We start from the raw sequence: 16940 nt of genomic DNA, 5'->3' as shown, positions 1-16940 counted from the left end.
GCAACGCTAAGCGGCAATAATTTGGCTCCCTTAAATACAAAAGCGGCAAACTATAAAAGTTTGCCGCTTAATTTACACACAATATTAGCGGGTATTTATAAGTAGTTAGCGATTAACTCTTCTGCTATTTGCACACTATTAGTGGCAGCCCCTTTACGAGTGTTATCACTTACAACCCACATATTTAAACCATGAGGGTGTGAAATATCAGCGCGTAAGCGGCCTACGTAAACTGTATCATTACCACTGGCGTCTGAAACCGCGGTTGGGTAATCGCCCTCATCTTCAATAAGCTCGACTCCTGGGGCATCATTTAAAAGCTGTTTAACGTGTTCAAAGTCATACGGCATGCGTGTTTCAATGTTGATTGACTCAGAGTGGCCAAAAAATACAGGTACACGTACACAGGTTGGGTTAACAGCAATAGTGGTATCGCCCAAAATTTTATGCGTCTCGTTTACCATTTTCATTTCTTCGCGCGTGTAGCCGTTGTCTTCAAAGGTATCTATTTGAGGAATAACGTTAAATGCAATTTGCTTAGGAAAAATTTCGTTTTCCATTGGGCGAGCATTCATTAAATTAGCTGTTTGCTTTGCTAATTCATCTACGGCTTCTTTGCCTGCACCAGATACAGCTTGGTATGTAGATACATTAATGCGGTCAATACCATAAGCATCGTAAATTGGTTTAAGCGCTAGCATCATTTGAATAGTAGAGCAGTTAGGGTTTGCAATAATATTGCGATTTCTAAAGTCTTCAAGGCTGGCTGCATTAACTTCTGGTACCACTAGCGGTACTTCAAAATCATTTCTAAAATGTGAGGTGTTATCAATTACAACACAGCCCGCATCGGCTGCAATTGGCGCGTATTTTTCTGATACACTGCCACCAGCTGAAAACAAACCTATGTGTGCTTGGCTAAAGTCAAAGCCTTCTACGTCTTGCACTTCAATGGTTTCGCCACGAAACTTTATGTCTTCACCTGCGCTGCGGCTACTGGCTAGTAAAAAAAGTTGGTCTACCGGAAATTTACGATCTTCCAGGGTTTCAATAATTTGACGACCTACTAAGCCTGTAGCGCCAAGTACAGCAACGTTATATTTTTGCGACATATTTTATCCTCTTTAAGTAGTGTTAAAACAACACTACTAGTTAAATTAGTTTGCGGTGTTAAAGCCAAGCTGAGCGAGTGCATCTGTATGCTGTGCACTCCCTTTTACCGTTAAAGTGCTAAACTCACGCCTGACTGGGTAGTTTTTGCGTAAACTATCAAACCCGTCTTTTGCTAAGTTACGCAGCAAAATGCCATCATCACGGCGTACGTCGTAAATTAAATGTACTAAACGCGCAATATCAGCCTCAGTAAAGCTGCTTTGTAAACTTAGGCTTGTAACAGCAGGTTGTGGTAAAAAATCAGCGAGAGATTTTTCTGCGGTTACGCCTTCTAATTTACACAATGCTTGGTACAGCATTTGTGTGCCGCGGGCTTTTCCTTCAAGGGTATGGCCGGCAATGTGCACGCTGGCATAGCGCACATGATCAAGCAATGGAATTAAAATGTTAGGCTCGTTTTCCCAAACATCCAAAACCAAATCTAAGTCTGTCCCTTGCTCCATAACCGATAACAAAGCTTGATTATCAATTACTTCTCCACGGCTCGCATTTATAACTGCTAACCCAGGCTTTAACGCTTTAAGGCGTTTTTCATCAATTAAATGATGCGTTTTGTGCTCACCGGTTTTAATCAGCGGTACATGAAAGGTAACCGCATCTACGCGCTCAAGTAGTTCGTCAAGCTCAACATGCTCGGCTAATAAGCCCTGCTCATGTTTAATTGGGTCACATAATAAAACATCAACATTAAGTGCTTTTAGTTTTTGTGCTAAACAGCTGCCAATGTTACCCACCCCAACAATACCTATTGTTTGACCACTTAAAGGGGCTGCGTTTTCTTGGCTTAAGGCAAACAAGCTACTTATTACATACTCAGCCACCGCCACTGCATTGCAACCTGGGGCACTACTAAAGGCAATGCCTTTATCGTTTAGTAACTGTGTATCTATATGATCAACACCAATAGTGGCGGTACCTACAAAGCTTAATTTATTAGCGTGGGCAAGCAAGTCACTGTTTACTTTAGTAACCGAACGCGTAAGTAATACATCAACATCAATTAACGCATCGGCTGTTAAGTTTCGTCCATCAAAGCGCGTTACCTCACCAAAGTCTGCAAAATACTGCTCAACTAAAGGCATGTTTTGATCGGCAAGAATCTTCATTGGGGAGTCCGTATGGCAAAATGAGGCGCTATTGTAACGAACAACCGAGCCATTACACAAACTAAAAAGCCGAGCAATGCTCGGCTTTTAATCACTATAAAGAGAAAACGAATTAACCTTTATATTTGCTCATAACTAATGTGGCGTTTGTACCACCAAAACCAAAGCTATTAGACATAACAGTATTAAGCTGTGCATCACGGCGCTCAGTTACAATGTTAAGGCCTTGTGCTTGCTCATCTAGCTCATCTACGTTAATAGATGGCGCTACAAAGTCGTTTTCCATCATTAAAATTGAGAAAATAGCTTCGTGAACACCCGCAGCACCTAGTGCGTGACCCGTTAATGATTTAGTCGCACTAATAAGCGGCGAGTTACCACCAAATACTTCTTGAATAGCGCCTAGCTCTTTAACATCCCCTACTGGCGTAGATGTACCGTGCGTGTTTAAATAATCAATTGGTGTATCAACGCCTTGCATTGCTTGGCGCATACAGCGTACTGCGCCTTCACCTGAAGGTGCTACCATGTCGTAGCCATCAGATGTAGCACCGTAGCCTACAATTTCTGCGTAAATATGTGCGCCACGAGCAAGTGCATGCTCAAGCTCTTCTACTACAACAATACCGCCACCAGCAGAAATAACAAAACCATCGCGGTTTGCATCGTACGTACGAGATGCTTTTTCTGGTGTTTCATTATATTTGGTAGATAACGCGCCCATTGCGTCAAATTCCATTGCAAGAGTCCAGTGGAGCTCTTCACCACCACCGGCAAAAATAACATCTTGTTTGCCTAATTGAATTTGCTCAACAGCGTGGCCAATACAATGTGCAGATGTTGCACACGCAGAGCTTATAGAATAGTTAACGCCTTTAATTTTAAATGGCGTGGCTAAACAAGCCGATGTCGTGCTTGCCATCGTACGCGGAACCATATAAGGACCTACACGCTTTACGCCTTTTTCGCGCAAAATATCGGCCGCTTCTACTTGCCACTTTGAAGAGCCACCACCAGAGCCAACTAATAAACCCGTGCGCTCATTAGATACTTGCTCATCAGATAAGCCAGCATCTTCAATAGCTTGCTTCATAGAAATATAAGAGTAAGCAGCAGCATCACCCATAAAGCGCATTGCTTTACGGTCTACGTGTTCTTTAACATCAATATCAATTTTGCCCGATACATTACTACGTAAATTGTAATCGGCAAATTCTTGGTTAAAAGCAATACCGCTTTTGCCCGCTTTTAGTGACTCTAATACTTCTTGTTTGTTATTACCGATGCTTGATACAACACCGATACCCGTAATTACGGCTCTTCTCATGGGTAATTCCCTTAGCTTGATACTAAATTACTGTGTATTTTACGCTGTTTTTAGGTGTTAAGTGGTCAGCTTTCTAGCGTACACCTGTACTCTGAATTTAATAGCTTATAAATAACGCCAGACTATTTCAAAGAAAACCCGTAAAATAATTAAAAAATACTGTCTAAAAATTTAATAAGTCATGATAAAAAACGCCCAAATACACTTTAATGAAGTAGGCACACCAGTAGCCGATAACTTTGACGATGTTTATTTTTCTAATGACGACGGCCTTGCTGAATCGCATTACGTGTTTTATCAACAAAACAATATACAGGCGCGGTTACAAAATCATGACCAAACGCATTTTGTTATTGCCGAAACCGGTTTTGGTACTGGTTTAAACTTTTTAAATGCATGGCAACACTTTAATGACCACCTTGCCAATCAACAAGTTCAAAATCAAGTAGACAAACGGGTTAAGCGGTTGCATTTTATTTCGTTTGAAAAATACCCGCTTAATGCTGATGATCTAAAAAAAGCACTGCAAGCGTGGCCAACATTAAACAAGCTTAGTGACGAATTAATAACGCACTACCCTATAAACTTAGGCGGCTGTCATCGTATAGAATTTAATAACGGCCAAGTTATTCTTGATTTGTATTTTGGCGACGTGCTTGATTCAATAAATGCAATGAGCTACCCGCAATCAGGGGTGGTCGATGCGTGGTTTTTAGATGGCTTTGCACCGAGTAAAAACCCTGACATGTGGCAACAAAGTGTGTTTAATGCCATGGTTGATATATCGCGCAAGCATGCAACACTTGCCACATTTACCGCTGCAGGCTTTGTACGCCGAGGCTTAATAGCTGCAGGCTTTAGCATGCAAAAAGCGAAAGGTTTTGGCCGTAAACGCGAAATGCTGATAGGCCAATTAGCACACGCTAATAGTGCACAGTCATCACCCCCGTACTTTGAACAACCCCCTGCCAAGCTAGAGCATGTTGCTGTAATTGGCGGTGGGATTGCGAGTAACTGTATTTTGCACAGTTTGGCTAAGCGTGGCATTAAAAGTAGCCTATTTTGTCAAGATGAAAAACCAGCTATGGGCGCTTCGCATAACGTACAAGGCGCGGTTTACCCCCATCTGCAAGCTAAAAACTCACCTCATAGTGAATTATTTGCGCACAGCTTTTTATACGCTAAACGCAGTTACCAGCAACTACTAAAAAATGGCTTTAATTTTGATTATAGCTGGTGCGGTGTACTGCAACATGCGGTAAAAAAGCCTCTTGCCGATAAACATCAAAACTTAGAACAAAAACAGTTATGGCCTCAAGCCTTAATGCGCAATGTAACTATAGAGCAAGGAGATAAACTGGCAGGCGTAAAAACCGGCTACCCCGGCGTTTATTTTGAGCAAGGCGGTTGGGTAAACCCACCCCAGCTAGTTGAGGCAATGCTAAAAGCGGCCAATAGCCTTAACCCCATTAATAGCTATTTTAATTGCCATATACAGCAGCTTACTAAAACCGATGCAGGCTGGTATTTAACCCACAAGCATACCCAATATGGCCCTTTTAGTGATGTAGTAATATGTGCAGGTGAGCATAGCGATGCGTTTGAACAAACAAACGCATTACCTATTGTAGGGGTACGTGGTCAAGTATCGCATATTCAAGCGAGTGAACAATCTAAGCAGCTTAAAACCGTGTTGTGCCATAAAGGTTATTTTACCCCCGCCTATTTAGGTAAACACTGTATGGGCGCTACATTTGAAAAAAACACAAAAAGTCGCGCCGTTACAGAAAAAGACAACCAGCTAAACCACGAGCAATTACTTAGCTTTTACCATCAAAGCGACTTTGCCACCACATTAGGTGACATCACCTGCGCTAAAGCAGCTGTGCGCTGCACGTTTATAGATCACTTACCAATGGCAGGACAATGGTGTGAGCAAAGCGATTACAGCACCGCCTTTGCTAATTTACGCCTAGGTAAACGCTATCAATACTCACCTCTATGCAAGCCACAACAAGGCTTACATATTTTTACCGGGTTTGGAGCGCGTGCATTATGCAGCGCACCGTTATTAAGCGAGCACTTTATTAGCACGTTAAATAATGAACCACGCCCACTCAGCGAGCGTGTAAGCCAGGCCATTCACCCTGCGCGTTTTATTGTGCGTGATTTAATACGAAATAAAATTTAAATGACATCATTCATTTTTTGCGTAAAATAATAACCATAAAAGGAATTTATACCAATCCGCTTAATTAAGTGATCAATTTTGAGGCTGGAAAAACGTGTTGATGGCTAGGTAAAAAGCTCGCTATTTAGTTGTTCCAAATAAGAATTTTTTAAAACAGGCAACGACACGGTTAGCACCGCAAAATGATTAAGTATTATTGCGCACTGGTATTATATAACCAATGCGCACCATATGTATGAATGCGGATGGGTATCAATAAAAGGATAACAATGAAAGCTTTAACTTGTGCTGTAATATTACTCGCCGCTATATCGTTTAGCACATTTAGCCAAGACGTAACCGCCATCCCCTTACCTGAAGAATTCATAACCACCATGGATGTAACTGGCGAATACCCGCTGGTTAGAACAGGGTATTTAGCTGCTTCTATTGATGCTATTTCTAAATTTTATCAGCAGGCCCTTGGTGACCCCATTAACAGCAAAGGCGATAATAACTACCGCACCCTTTACTATAACTACCAAAACCATGCTGTTCGCATCAGTTTATACCATCATAATTATGTTACCGAAGTCAGTATAATGATTGAATAAACACAGTAAAAAGCGGCTAATTTTCATGCTCAGTTCAGACTCAATTTTTATTTACTTTTAAATAACCACTTTGTAGAGAAAAACAGCATTTTACCCTTTAAAAACGAATGCCTACCCCAAGGTCTATTTGTACTAAATACCTTTACACTAAATTGAGAAGGAATTAATTATGAGTAAGACCCTAATTATTGGCGCTAGCGGACAAATTGGTAAAATGGCAACCAAGTTGCTTTTAAACAATGAGCAAAATGTATCTGCATTAGTGCGTGATAAAAGTAAGTTAGATGATTTAGATAGTCCATTTTTAAGCATTGTGGAGCAAGATCTCGAAGGAGATTTTTCTGGCGCGCTAAAAGATTGCGATCAAGTTATTTTTGCTGCTGGCTCGGGCGGAAGTACAGGCACAGACAAAACCGTGCTTATTGATTTATGGGCAGCCACCAAAGCAGCAACGTATGCTAAAGAGCATGGCGTAAAGCATTTTATTATGATTAGCTCTATTGGCGCTGACGATCCAGACTCAATTGAAAGCGACTTAAAACCTTACTTAGTTGCCAAACATATGGCCGATGAGCACCTTATCAACAGTGGCTTAAACTACACCATAGTGCGCCCTGGTGGGCTGACCGATGAAAGCGCCTCAATGAAAGTAACCACCGAGCGACCAAACGATCGTTCTAAAGCTAAAATTAGCCGCGAAAACGTTGCCAATGCCCTATTACATATTGCTACTAACGCATTTAATGGCAACCGTGTTTTTGAACTATTTGACGGCGAAACGCCCATTAAAGCAGCTGTAAAATAAACACTCTGGTTGCCCTTTGTAAACCCCCTTACAAAGGGCAACGTATTTAAATGCTAAATCGCACGCGCCCTCTCTTGCTTCACTATATTTATTAAATGTAAACAACACGTTTAAATCGCTTTATAAAAGCCTACACACCGCGTTCCTAATAAAACAACATGAAAAACAAGCACTTCCACTAAAATCACCGCAAAACAATGCGTTAAAAACTCAACAGAGTAAATTTTGTTCAGGCTTTTTTACTAGTTTAATAAGGTTAAATACTAGAAACCCCTTATTTTATCTGGTAAATTAACAGCGTGTTAAAACAATAATAAAAATTCCTCAATGGAAGTTGCACGAATAAGGACATAGCGTGAGCGCCTCATTTAAATTATTTTTAATGGTCAGTTACACCAAAATGCTGACATTAGTACCGTACAAGAGCAACTCTGTCAGTTTTTAAAAATTCCCCATAATGTCGCTGTAAAATTATTTGATGGCCGAGCCTACGCACTCGTCAAAGACCTATCGAGTATTGATGCAGTTAAAACAGAATCTAAACTAAAAAGTTTTGGTTTAATCACCAAAGTAGAACCGCACGCAAGTGTAAGGGCACCCCAAAGTGCCGCGGGTACTAAACTGGTTGTTGCTCGCAATGAGCCAGCAGTAAAAAACATAGCTAATACAATAACCAGCATTAAAAAGTCCAGCGTAAATAGCCCAACCGCCTTGCCCAAATTAGCGCTGCAAAGCGCATTATTTTTTTGTTATAGCTTATTATTCATCTGCCTTATTTGCTCAGCAGTAATAAGCTTTAACACACTTAAAATGAGTATGATAGACAGCTCATCAGCTTCGCCCTCAACAACATTAAATTACGTTCATTATAAGCAGTACTTAGCAAATCAAAAAAAGCACCCAGAAGTCACCTTGCCTAACACCCACAACACAGATGAGCTTAACCAAGGGGCGCAGCGAAAAATTGATAGCTATTTTGCTCGATTTTCAACGCATATAAACAGTTACGCAAAAATTCTAAAGCAACCAAATATAAACAGCATGGGCGCAGAAAGATTAAAGCAGCACCTACAAGAAATAGATGCGCTAGGCACTGAACATGTATTTTGGGAGCAATTAATTAACCTTGCTAAATCGCTTAATAACGACGCCCATGTAATGAGCAAGCTTGGTAATGATAACCCTGATAAAATTCAATGGATAAACGCCGTTGATTGGATAAGCCAAAGCTACATTAGGCAACAACAAAATAAGCCTGACGCTTTGCCCGTCACACCTACAAACACACAACTCGCCAAGTCACCGATATTAGATTTAACTCTACTAATTAGCTTAATGTCGTTTTTAACGCTTATTATTATTAGTATTAAAATGAAAGTAAGGTCGATAAAAATGAAGCTAGCCACTGCAAGCAAATAATAAATTAAAACCATAAAAAAACCGCCAATCTGATTGCTCAAATTGGCGGTTTTTTATGGTTTTTAAGTAACGAACTTAAATACCTGTATTGGTGGAGCTGGGGGGATTTGAACCCCCGTCCGAAAAGCCTCGACCGTCGGTACTACATGTTTAGTATTGTCATTTAATTAACCTTTAAATCCCGGACAAACACGGTAGATAAAGGCGAGGCCGCTTAGTTTTAACGCTTCAACCCCGGCCAGGGTTTCCGTCGCGATCAGGTGTTAGGGTGACACTCCAAAATCCAGTCCACAAGAATACATGGAAGGAGCGCTAGCCAGCCTAAGCTGCTAGAGAGTAGTTATCGTCGTTTGCGATTACTTTAAATTGCGGCTTTTTTACGAGGCAAACCGCACCTCGACATGCACCTCAGGCTTCTTGAATTCCGTCGAATCCTAATCAGCCCCTGAAATATGAATTTCTTTCAGTGAGGGCAGTATAGCTGAGTAAACGACTGATACTCAAGGGGTGTGACACTTTTATTTTAGCTAACTGAATCAACTGAACAGTAAACAAGCACAAGTTTGTAAAAAAGCAAACAAATACTGAACATTTACTTAACATGTCGGTCAAGTTGTGCTCAAATAAGGAGTTAAATTTTACACTAGCTATAAGGCTTTAGTAGTAAAAGTAATAATCATAATAACAGGCATATTACGTAGGGAATTTATAAATGTCGGTTTTTTTATTTAATGAACAAACGGGCGAGCTGGCGTTATCTGCACACCCTATTGATAATGGATTTCCGGTGACGAGTGCTCAACTTATTGAGCTACTTGAACAGTCGGATTATTGCGAGTTTGAAGTACTCTCTGGCAATATTGGTAAGTTATTTTCACCGAGTAAAAATTATCAGCAAGAATCATTAGTAATTGCCAAAGCTACGGACGCGAGCATTGTTATTAACGTTGATGAAAAAAACATGGTTGCAGAGGCTACGCTTACCACGGCCAAAGGCGGCGCATTACTCTCTATGGAGGCAGCTCAAGCAGCTTTAGTTAAAGCCGGTGTAAAAAAAGGCATTAGTCCTCGTGCACTTGATACGTTTTTAGGTCAACAATTTTCTCACCCTGCAGGTACATCATACAGCGCTATTGTGGCTCATGGCCGAAACCCTAAAGAAGGCAGTGATGCGAGGTTTGTTCGTCTTTGCTCTACTGCGCAAGACCGCGTACTTAGCCCCCAAGCAAAAGAAGGTGGCAAGGTCGATATGAAAGACCTTGGCGCGATTATTACGGTAAAACCCGGTACCCCTTTAATGCAGCGAGTAGCTGCTACACCAGGTGAAGATGGCTATACGGTTTTTGGCGATATGATCAAGGCAACACCTGGTAAAGAACATCAATTACAGCCCTTTGAAGGCACAAAAATAGATCCTAATAACCCAAACATGCTCATTGCCGATTGTAAAGGTGTGCCTGTGGCCTTACCTAGAGGCATGCGGGTTGACGATGTTTTGTGTTTTCATAACGTAGATGTAAGTACAGGCCACGTTGATTTTGATGGCAGTGTAATTATATCTGGTGATGTAAAAGACGGTATGCGGGTTAAAGCCAATGGCGATATTACTGTATTGGGGTTTGTTGAATCAGGCACGATTGAAAGCCAAAGCGCGGTAACTATTATGCTCGGCGCTATTGGCCGTAAGCGTGAAAATGAAGAAGCATTTACGTGCGAAATTTCAGCCCAGCGTACTATTTCTATTGGCTATGCCCAGTACTGTAATATTAAAAGTGCGCAAGATTTATTTATAGAACGCCAAGCATTACATTGTAATTTAAGTGCAAGGCGCTTAATACGTGTTGGTAAAGCAGGTAACCCTCGCGGCAAAATAATTGGGGGCAATATTCTTGATGCTATGCGTATAGAAACAGGTGAGCTAGGTGCGCCGGCAGGGACTAAGACCCGTGTGTTTTTAGCTCAAAACTGGCATGAACTGCGCTCAAAGCAGTCTCAAATAATTGATTTTGAAAAAGTGTTAGCAAGTAAAACATCTGCACTTAAACAAGCTAAAGAAAAAGCGATAAAAATTCCAGTTGCTGCTCAACGCCAACAGCTACTAGATAAAATTGCCGCTAATGAGCAGCATATAAAAACTCGCGCTATGCACGTACAACGTCAAAAAAGATTGGTGAAGCAAAAAATTTCTCAGCTATTGGCAACTAGCCGACTTAAAATTAACGAAATAATGCACCCAGGTGTGGAGCTTAAAATAGCAAAAGACACAAAACAGTTTTCGCGTATTTACCCACCCCACTTAGTAAAGCTTTCTGAGGGAAAAATCACTCAGTCGTTTTAGTATCCTCTTCGGTGTTTACAGATTCTTGGGCGTCACTTTCAGGTAGTGGCGCTAGTGGCCAGCCCCCTAGTTCTTGCCAACGGTTTACTATTAAACAATATAGTTCTGCTGTGCGTTCTGTATCGTAAAGTGCCGAGTGTGCTTGGCTGTTATCAAACTCAATCCCCGCGGCTCTACATGCTTTAGCCAGTACCGTTTGGCCTAACGCTAACCCTGCAAGCGAGGTTGTGTCGAAACTCACAAATGGATGAAATGGCGTACGCTTAATATTGTTACGCTCAATGGCTGCGTTTAAAAAGCCATGATCAAAGGCGGCATTGTGTGCCACTACAACTGAGCGTTGACACCCAGCAGCTTTTTGCGCTTTACGTACTGCTTTACAAATTTCTTTAATTGCTTCGTCTTCTGGTACAGCGCCGCGCAACGGGCTAAACGGGTCTATGCCGTTAAATTCAATTGCGGCTTGTTCAATATTAGCGCCTTCAAAAGGCTCTACATGATAATGAACGGTATGATCTATGCTGAGTAACCCTTCGTCATCCATTTTTAAAATTGATACGGCAATTTCAAGTAAGGCGTCGGTTTCTTTATTAAAGCCGGCGGTTTCTACGTCAATAACAACAGGAAAAAAGCCGCGAAAGCGTTGTGCGAAAAGTGTTTGCTCAGTATTTGCCATAGTCTTCTTGGTTTATGAGGATAAGCTCACTATTATGTCAAAATTGGGGGCTACTCGGCTAGGGCTTTATAAATTATTTAATTAATATATTGTAGGCATGCTATTTGCTTTTAAATAACTGCTAATTGTATTGGCTGTTATTAATCCCATCGCATTAAATTACGGATACCAGTATGGCGCTTAAAAAATAGCGCAATAACAAGGCGAAATTATTTATAGCTTTGTTTTACATCAGTAAGTTTAACGCAGTGAGTGGGCTATTTAATACGATACAAAGATTATGTTTTTAATTAAGTTGGTATAGAGCCCTACTTTAGCCGTACGCCAAAATATTGGCTTAGTAGATTAACCGGAGCGTTTTATGAAGTGTAAGTTGTTTTTTATTAGCGTAAGCCTTGGCACCGCCTTGATGAGTTATTCATCGCAAGCGGCTATGCGCCAATACAGCGCAAATCAAGATAACTCCAATTGGGAAGTTATAAAAACAACGCGCTTACAGTGTCAATTAAACCACGAAGTGCCCTACTACGGTGAGGCCATATTTAAGGCATCGGCCAGTAAAAACAAAAACCTAACTTTTAATCTAGATATGGTTGTGCGCCCCGACAATTACGATATAGCCGGTTTAAAGGCGGTGCCACCAGCATGGCGTTCAGGCCTGCCCGCGCGTGATATAACCACGATGAAGTTACTTAAAAAGTTTGATGGTGAGCTTGGTAATAAAACCGCATGGGAAATGCTAACTGAACTTGAAAAAGGGTTTCATCCTACCTTTTACTACCAGGACTGGCAAAATAGTGCCGACAAAATTGCCGTTGGTATTTCAAGCGTTAATTTTAAACAAGCCTATTGGGCGTTTTTACAGTGCCGCGATGAACTTTTACCATACAGCTTTGAAGATATTTCATTTACTGTAATGAACTACCAATCAAATAGCAGTAAGCTCACTAAAGAGTCGCAAAAGCGCTTGGATAAAATTGCTGAGTATTTAAAAAATGATACCAGTATTGAGTCTATAAGTATTGATTCGTATACCGATAGCTACGGTGGCCGTTGGAATAACTTAGATTTATCGCGTAAGCGTGCTAAAGCTATAAAAGATTATATGGTCAGCTTAGGGGTTGATGAGGGCAAAGTAGAAACCACAGGCCTAGGTGAAAAACGTTTTGTTGATACTAACGAAAATATTTTAGGGCGAAATAAAAACCGTCGTTTAATTATTCAAATAGCAAAAATGTAACCGCCCTAAACTGCTAACTACTGCTGCGCCGCTTTATGAGCTTATCGCCAAACTGAAAAAACGTTAGGCTCAAAAATATAATTATGGCTCCTATAATAAGCTCCTGACTTAAAGGCTCGTTATTAAGTAATGCGCCTAGCGCTAATGCAAAACTAGGTGTAATTAAACTACTTAATGCTACAGTACTGGCGTTTAACTTTTGTAATACATGAAAATACGCTAAAGCCCCTACAATCGAGCCAAAAATACCTAAATACGCAATACTCCATAACGAGCGAGCACTCCAATAGTCCATACTTATTTGCCCATCTACCAGCCACCACAACAGTCCAAATAAAGGAGTAACAAAAACCAGCGCTCCAAAAGTGGTTGCCATAGGATGAATAGCAATTTTTACACGTTTGATCATCACCCCACTGAGACTAAATAAAGTAACCGCCAATAACACATACATCAGCCCTATGCCCTGAGTTTGTGAGGTTTGTAGCTGGTTATAACTTACAAAATAAAGACCTATTAATGCACAGCTCAGTGCTATTAATTTAATAGGGCTAAATTTAGGCTCATTAAGTAACCTTTGTGCTAAAAAGCCAGAGAGAATAGGCGCAAGGCCAAACACTAATGAAATAATACCTGAAGGTACTGTGGTAGCAGCCATGTAACTTAATGACATACCGCCAAAAATACCCAAACTGGAGTATGCATATAACGTACACGCGTTTTTGCTCCAAGGTACACGAATATTGGCTATAGCAACAATTAACCCAGCAACAAATAAGCCTATAATCATGCGCATTAAAACGGCGAGCGTTGGTGCTACAGTTTCACTGCTCCATACAATACCTAAAGGCGTAGTACACCAAATAATGACAAGTAGTAAATAAGATAATTTAACTGGCACACGCCATTCCTTTGCACTGATGAGGTAGAAACCCTATTAAAGTAAATTATACGCGCGAAAGTAATACGCAGTACATATATAAACGTCTAAATACAGCTGTAAATTCATAGTTACATTATTATTTACCGGCATTTATTACAAAACTATTTATGTTTTAAGTAACTAGTTATATCTTGAGTGCCTCTCACACATTTTAGGATAGTTAAGTGCTTAAAAATAAAACAATAGGCAGCATGTTAATTGTTGCAGGCACCACCATAGGCGCAGGTATGCTGGCATTGCCAATAGCCTCTGCAGGGCTTGGATTTAATACCGCGCTTGCACTGATAATAGTCAGTTGGTTATTGATGACCTACACCGCTTTATTAATGCTAGAGCTCCACCAATACGCCCCTAGAGATGCAACGTTAAACACCTTAGCAAAGCGCTGGTTAGGAAAACGCGGCCAGTACGTTGCTAACTTTTCGATGATATTTTTGTTTTACGCCCTGTGCGCAGCCTATATAGCCGGGGGTGGCGCGCAGTTGCAGTCGCGTATTAGTAGTGATTTGAGCATAAACATAGCGCCCCAAATTGCCTCTATTGTTTTGGCCATTGTAATAGGTAGCGTGGTTACTTTAGGCACCAGTAAAGTAGATAAACTTAACCGCGTGTTATTTACGATTAAAATTTTAGTACTAGGCAGCTTGTTTTATATGCTTACACCCTATGTACAAGGTAAGCACTTACTTGAAATGCCCGTTGAGCAAGGGCTGATTTTATCTGCCTTACCCGTTATTTTTACCTCGTTTGGTTTTCATGGCTCTATTCCGTCAATTGTTAAGTATGTGGGGCTAGAAACAAAAGTATTGCGTAAGGTAATGATTGCAGGGGCTGCTTTACCTTTAGTGATTTATATTTTTTGGCAACTGCTTAGCCAAGGGATTATGCAGCAAAGTGATTTACTCAATAGTAATGGCTTAACAGGCTTTGTAGAGAGTGTGGCAAATATTGCGCATAATCCGCAGGTAACAAGCGCTGTTACACTGTTTGCCGACTTAGCATTGGCCACCTCTTTTTTAGGTGTTAGCTTAGGGTTATTTGATTTTTTTGCTGATGCATTTAATAAAGGCGACACCAAATCAGAAAGAATAAAAACCGCACTAATTACTTTTATTCCCCCTTTAGGGTTTGCGTTATTTTACCCTCAGGGATTTATAATGGCGCTAGGCTATGCAGCCATCGCCCTTGTGGTATTAGCAATATTTTTACCGGTTTCTATGGTGTATAGGCAGCGTAAATCGGGCCCTCAAACGGGATATCAAGTGCGAAGTGGTAATATGGGATTAGCGGTTGCAGGGCTGTGCGGCATTGTAATTATTGTCGCCCAATTTATGCAAATGCTGGGTTTAGTACCCGCTATTGGTTAATAAAAAATCTAACCCCTTTAGCTAAAGGGGTTAGTTAAAAATGTTAAAATACCCGAGCCTCACCACGGCCTGTAGCCTGAGAAGCTGCTTGTAACTCACCGTCTTTATTTACAATAACCTGCAAATCACCAAAGCGGCGCTCATCCAGTGTGTAGCCCATTTTTATAAGTTCAGCTTGTGTGTTTTCACTGAGCCCTGCGTGTGTTCTGATCACGTTTTTAGGCCATAACTGATGATGAAACCGCGTGCTATTAACAATATCGTTGGCGCCCATGTTAAATTCAACCGCATTTAAAATAGATTGATACACCGAGCTAATAATTGTTGTGCCCCCAGGCGAGCCTGTGACCATTTTAACGCTGTTGTTTTTGAGCAGTATGGTTGGCGACATTGAGCTAAGCATACGCTTTTGTGGCTGAATTTCATTGGCTTTACCGCCGAGCGCACCAAAGGCGTTCATTACCCCAGGTTTAGCGCTAAAGTCGTCCATTTCGTCATTTAATATAAAGCCTGCCCCTTCAACCACAACGCCACTACCAAAGCTTAAATTAATCGTTGTGGTATTGGCCACCGCATTACCCATTTTATCAATAATAGAAAAATGCGTGGTTTGCTCACTTTCTTTGAGGCCTGGTTTAATGTTTTCGGTCGTTGAAATAGCTGTTAAAGAAATATCTTTACTGCGCGCTTTTAGGTAATCAATATGAGTAAGCTCAGTCACTGGTACATCAAAAAAGTCCGGATCGCCCAAATACTCTGCTCTATCGGCAAACACACGTTTACCTATTTCAGCAAGTAAATGTACGTATTGAGTAGAGTTATGTACCAGCCCCATTTCACTTTTTTTAAGCTCAAACATTTTTAGCCACTGCAAAATAGCTATTCCGCCAGAGCTTGGTGGTGGAGAGGTTAATACTTCATAACCGTTCCAGTTAGCTTTAATCGGCGTGCGCGACACAGCCGTGTAATTAGCCAAATCAGTTTGGTTAATAATGCCGCCGTGCTGGTGCATAAAGTTGGCAATAATGCGGGCTGTTTCGCCTTTATAAAACCCGTCTTGACCGTTATCTCTTATGCGCTTTAAAGTAGCGGCTAGCTCGGGCTGTTTAAAAACCCGATTTGCTTTTATATCTGCAAAATAGTGTTTAAAATTTACATTTATATTTTGTTTGTCTAAATGAGCAATGTATTGTGCGACCCCTTGAGCCAATTTGGGCGGCACTTTAAAGCCTTGCTCTGCTAGGGTAACCGCTGGCTGTACTAATGTTTGCCATTTTAAGGTGCCGTGTTTTTGATGCGCCAGCCACATACCGGCTACGCTCCCTGGTACACCACTTGCGTGAATACCATAAATTGACTTGTTTTTAATTACATCGCCCTTGGCATCTAAATACATATCTCTGTGCGCTGCTTGGGGAGCCGTTTCGCGATAGTCTATAAAGTCGCCTTTTCCCTCTTTTTGTATAAGCATAAAGCCTCCCCCGCCAATATTTCCGGCTTCGGGAAGCGTTACCGCTAATACAAATTGCGCAGCAATAGCCGCATCAACGGCATTTCCACCTTGCTCTAAAATTGCTTGTGCTGTATCTGCACTAAACGAGTCAGGCATTGCGACAGCGCTTTTAGTAACTTGCTCTGCCTGCACGCTAAATATACAAAATTGTGCAATCAACACACTCTTAACAATGAGCCGGCTTGGTCGAAAGAATAACCCCATAAAACATCCTTACTTTATTATTTGAATCTCGCTTGGCTCATTTAT

At 41.1% G+C, this 16940-nt stretch carries 13 protein-coding genes and 1 other RNA gene; 7 read left to right on the top strand and 7 right to left on the bottom strand.

The window, feature by feature from the left end:
* Window positions 1-95: 95 nt before the first annotated feature.
* The 3 genes from AN395_RS11150 to fabB all read right to left on the bottom strand — a co-directional run bounded on the left by AN395_RS11150 (window position 96) and on the right by fabB (window position 3606).
* Window positions 96-1112 carry an aspartate-semialdehyde dehydrogenase gene (locus AN395_RS11150; protein ID WP_004588395.1) on the bottom strand — a complete coding sequence of 339 codons (1017 nt, stop codon included), beginning with the start codon at window positions 1110-1112 and terminating at the stop codon, window positions 96-98.
* 45 nt (window positions 1113-1157) lie between these two features.
* Window positions 1158-2279, bottom strand: coding sequence for a 4-phosphoerythronate dehydrogenase (locus tag AN395_RS11145; RefSeq protein WP_054983051.1), 1122 nt, complete (start codon window positions 2277-2279; stop codon window positions 1158-1160).
* A gap of 112 nt (window positions 2280-2391) precedes the next feature.
* On the bottom strand, window positions 2392-3606 hold the full coding sequence (gene fabB, locus AN395_RS11140) for a beta-ketoacyl-ACP synthase I (RefSeq protein ID WP_004588393.1): 1215 nt from the start codon (window positions 3604-3606) through the stop codon (window positions 2392-2394).
* Between the two features lie 181 nt (window positions 3607-3787).
* Here fabB and mnmC point away from each other — a divergent pair, with 181 nt between their 5' ends.
* From mnmC to AN395_RS19635, 4 genes are all read left to right on the top strand, one after another.
* Complete coding sequence (gene mnmC, locus AN395_RS11135) at window positions 3788-5797, top strand: bifunctional tRNA (5-methylaminomethyl-2-thiouridine)(34)-methyltransferase MnmD/FAD-dependent 5-carboxymethylaminomethyl-2-thiouridine(34) oxidoreductase MnmC (RefSeq protein WP_054983050.1); 2010 nt, start codon at window positions 3788-3790, stop codon at window positions 5795-5797.
* A 269-nt stretch (window positions 5798-6066) separates the two neighbouring features.
* Window positions 6067-6390, top strand: coding sequence for a hypothetical protein (locus tag AN395_RS11130; protein WP_054983049.1), 324 nt, complete (start codon window positions 6067-6069; stop codon window positions 6388-6390).
* 169 nt (window positions 6391-6559) lie between these two features.
* A complete protein-coding gene (locus AN395_RS11125; RefSeq protein WP_054983048.1) occupies window positions 6560-7195 on the top strand; it encodes an NAD(P)-binding oxidoreductase in 636 nt (211 codons plus the stop codon).
* Window positions 7196-8005: 810 nt separating this feature from the next.
* Complete coding sequence (locus tag AN395_RS19635; RefSeq protein ID WP_235576570.1) at window positions 8006-8614, top strand: hypothetical protein; 609 nt, start codon at window positions 8006-8008, stop codon at window positions 8612-8614.
* 89 nt (window positions 8615-8703) lie between these two features.
* On the opposite strand, the gene ssrA is transcribed toward AN395_RS19635, so the two are convergent.
* Window positions 8704-9060, bottom strand: a transfer-messenger RNA (tmRNA) gene (gene ssrA / locus AN395_RS19370).
* Window positions 9061-9326: 266 nt separating this feature from the next.
* On the opposite strand from ssrA, the gene AN395_RS11110 reads away from it, so the two are divergent.
* Window positions 9327-10952: a DUF342 domain-containing protein gene (locus AN395_RS11110; RefSeq protein ID WP_054983045.1), complete on the top strand. Its 1626-nt coding sequence runs from the start codon at window positions 9327-9329 to the stop codon at window positions 10950-10952.
* Here the strand turns inward: AN395_RS11110 and rnt are convergent.
* The gene (gene rnt / locus AN395_RS11105; RefSeq protein WP_054983044.1) at window positions 10936-11628 is read right to left on the bottom strand and encodes a ribonuclease T; all 693 of its coding nucleotides are present in this window, start codon (window positions 11626-11628) and stop codon (window positions 10936-10938) included. The genes AN395_RS11110 and rnt overlap by 17 nt on opposite strands.
* A gap of 361 nt (window positions 11629-11989) precedes the next feature.
* Between rnt and AN395_RS11100 the strand changes: the two genes are divergently transcribed.
* The gene (locus AN395_RS11100; RefSeq protein WP_054983043.1) at window positions 11990-12868 is read left to right on the top strand and encodes an OmpA family protein; all 879 of its coding nucleotides are present in this window, start codon (window positions 11990-11992) and stop codon (window positions 12866-12868) included.
* Between the two features lie 13 nt (window positions 12869-12881).
* Here AN395_RS11100 and AN395_RS11095 read toward each other — a convergent pair whose 3' ends face one another.
* Window positions 12882-13769 carry a DMT family transporter gene (locus tag AN395_RS11095; RefSeq protein ID WP_054983042.1) on the bottom strand — a complete coding sequence of 296 codons (888 nt, stop codon included), beginning with the start codon at window positions 13767-13769 and terminating at the stop codon, window positions 12882-12884.
* A 206-nt stretch (window positions 13770-13975) separates the two neighbouring features.
* On the opposite strand from AN395_RS11095, the gene AN395_RS11090 reads away from it, so the two are divergent.
* The gene (locus AN395_RS11090) at window positions 13976-15178 is read left to right on the top strand and encodes an aromatic amino acid transport family protein (protein WP_095206649.1); all 1203 of its coding nucleotides are present in this window, start codon (window positions 13976-13978) and stop codon (window positions 15176-15178) included.
* Window positions 15179-15221: 43 nt separating this feature from the next.
* Here AN395_RS11090 and ggt read toward each other — a convergent pair whose 3' ends face one another.
* Window positions 15222-16895: a gamma-glutamyltransferase gene (ggt, locus tag AN395_RS11085; protein ID WP_054983041.1), complete on the bottom strand. Its 1674-nt coding sequence runs from the start codon at window positions 16893-16895 to the stop codon at window positions 15222-15224.
* Between the last annotated feature and the right edge of the window lie 45 nt (window positions 16896-16940).

It is taken from the genome of Pseudoalteromonas sp. P1-30 (genome assembly GCF_001400005.1).
In the GTDB taxonomy this organism is placed as follows: Bacteria; Pseudomonadota; Gammaproteobacteria; order Enterobacterales; family Alteromonadaceae; genus Pseudoalteromonas; species Pseudoalteromonas atlantica.
This window is presented reverse-complemented; position numbering and strand designations above follow the sequence as displayed.

Bases quoted from the DNA above. Each gene is read 5' to 3' on its own strand.
- AN395_RS11150 (WP_004588395.1), bottom strand. From the start codon at position 1,112: ATGTCGCAAAAATATAACGTTGCTGTACTTGGCGCTACAGGCTTAGTA.
- AN395_RS11110 (WP_054983045.1), top strand. From the start codon at position 9,327: ATGTCGGTTTTTTTATTTAATGAACAAACGGGCGAGCTGGCGTTATCT.
- AN395_RS11100 (WP_054983043.1), top strand. From the start codon at position 11,990: ATGAAGTGTAAGTTGTTTTTTATTAGCGTAAGCCTTGGCACCGCCTTG.
- ggt (WP_054983041.1), bottom strand. From the start codon at position 16,895: ATGGGGTTATTCTTTCGACCAAGCCGGCTCATTGTTAAGAGTGTGTTG.
- fabB (WP_004588393.1), bottom strand. From the start codon at position 3,606: ATGAGAAGAGCCGTAATTACGGGTATCGGTGTTGTATCAAGCATCGGT.
- AN395_RS19635 (WP_235576570.1), top strand. From the start codon at position 8,006: ATGAGTATGATAGACAGCTCATCAGCTTCGCCCTCAACAACATTAAAT.
- rnt (WP_054983044.1), bottom strand. From the start codon at position 11,628: ATGGCAAATACTGAGCAAACACTTTTCGCACAACGCTTTCGCGGCTTT.
- AN395_RS11125 (WP_054983048.1), top strand. From the start codon at position 6,560: ATGAGTAAGACCCTAATTATTGGCGCTAGCGGACAAATTGGTAAAATG.
- AN395_RS11130 (WP_054983049.1), top strand. From the start codon at position 6,067: ATGAAAGCTTTAACTTGTGCTGTAATATTACTCGCCGCTATATCGTTT.
- mnmC (WP_054983050.1), top strand. From the start codon at position 3,788: ATGATAAAAAACGCCCAAATACACTTTAATGAAGTAGGCACACCAGTA.
- AN395_RS11145 (WP_054983051.1), bottom strand. From the start codon at position 2,279: ATGAAGATTCTTGCCGATCAAAACATGCCTTTAGTTGAGCAGTATTTT.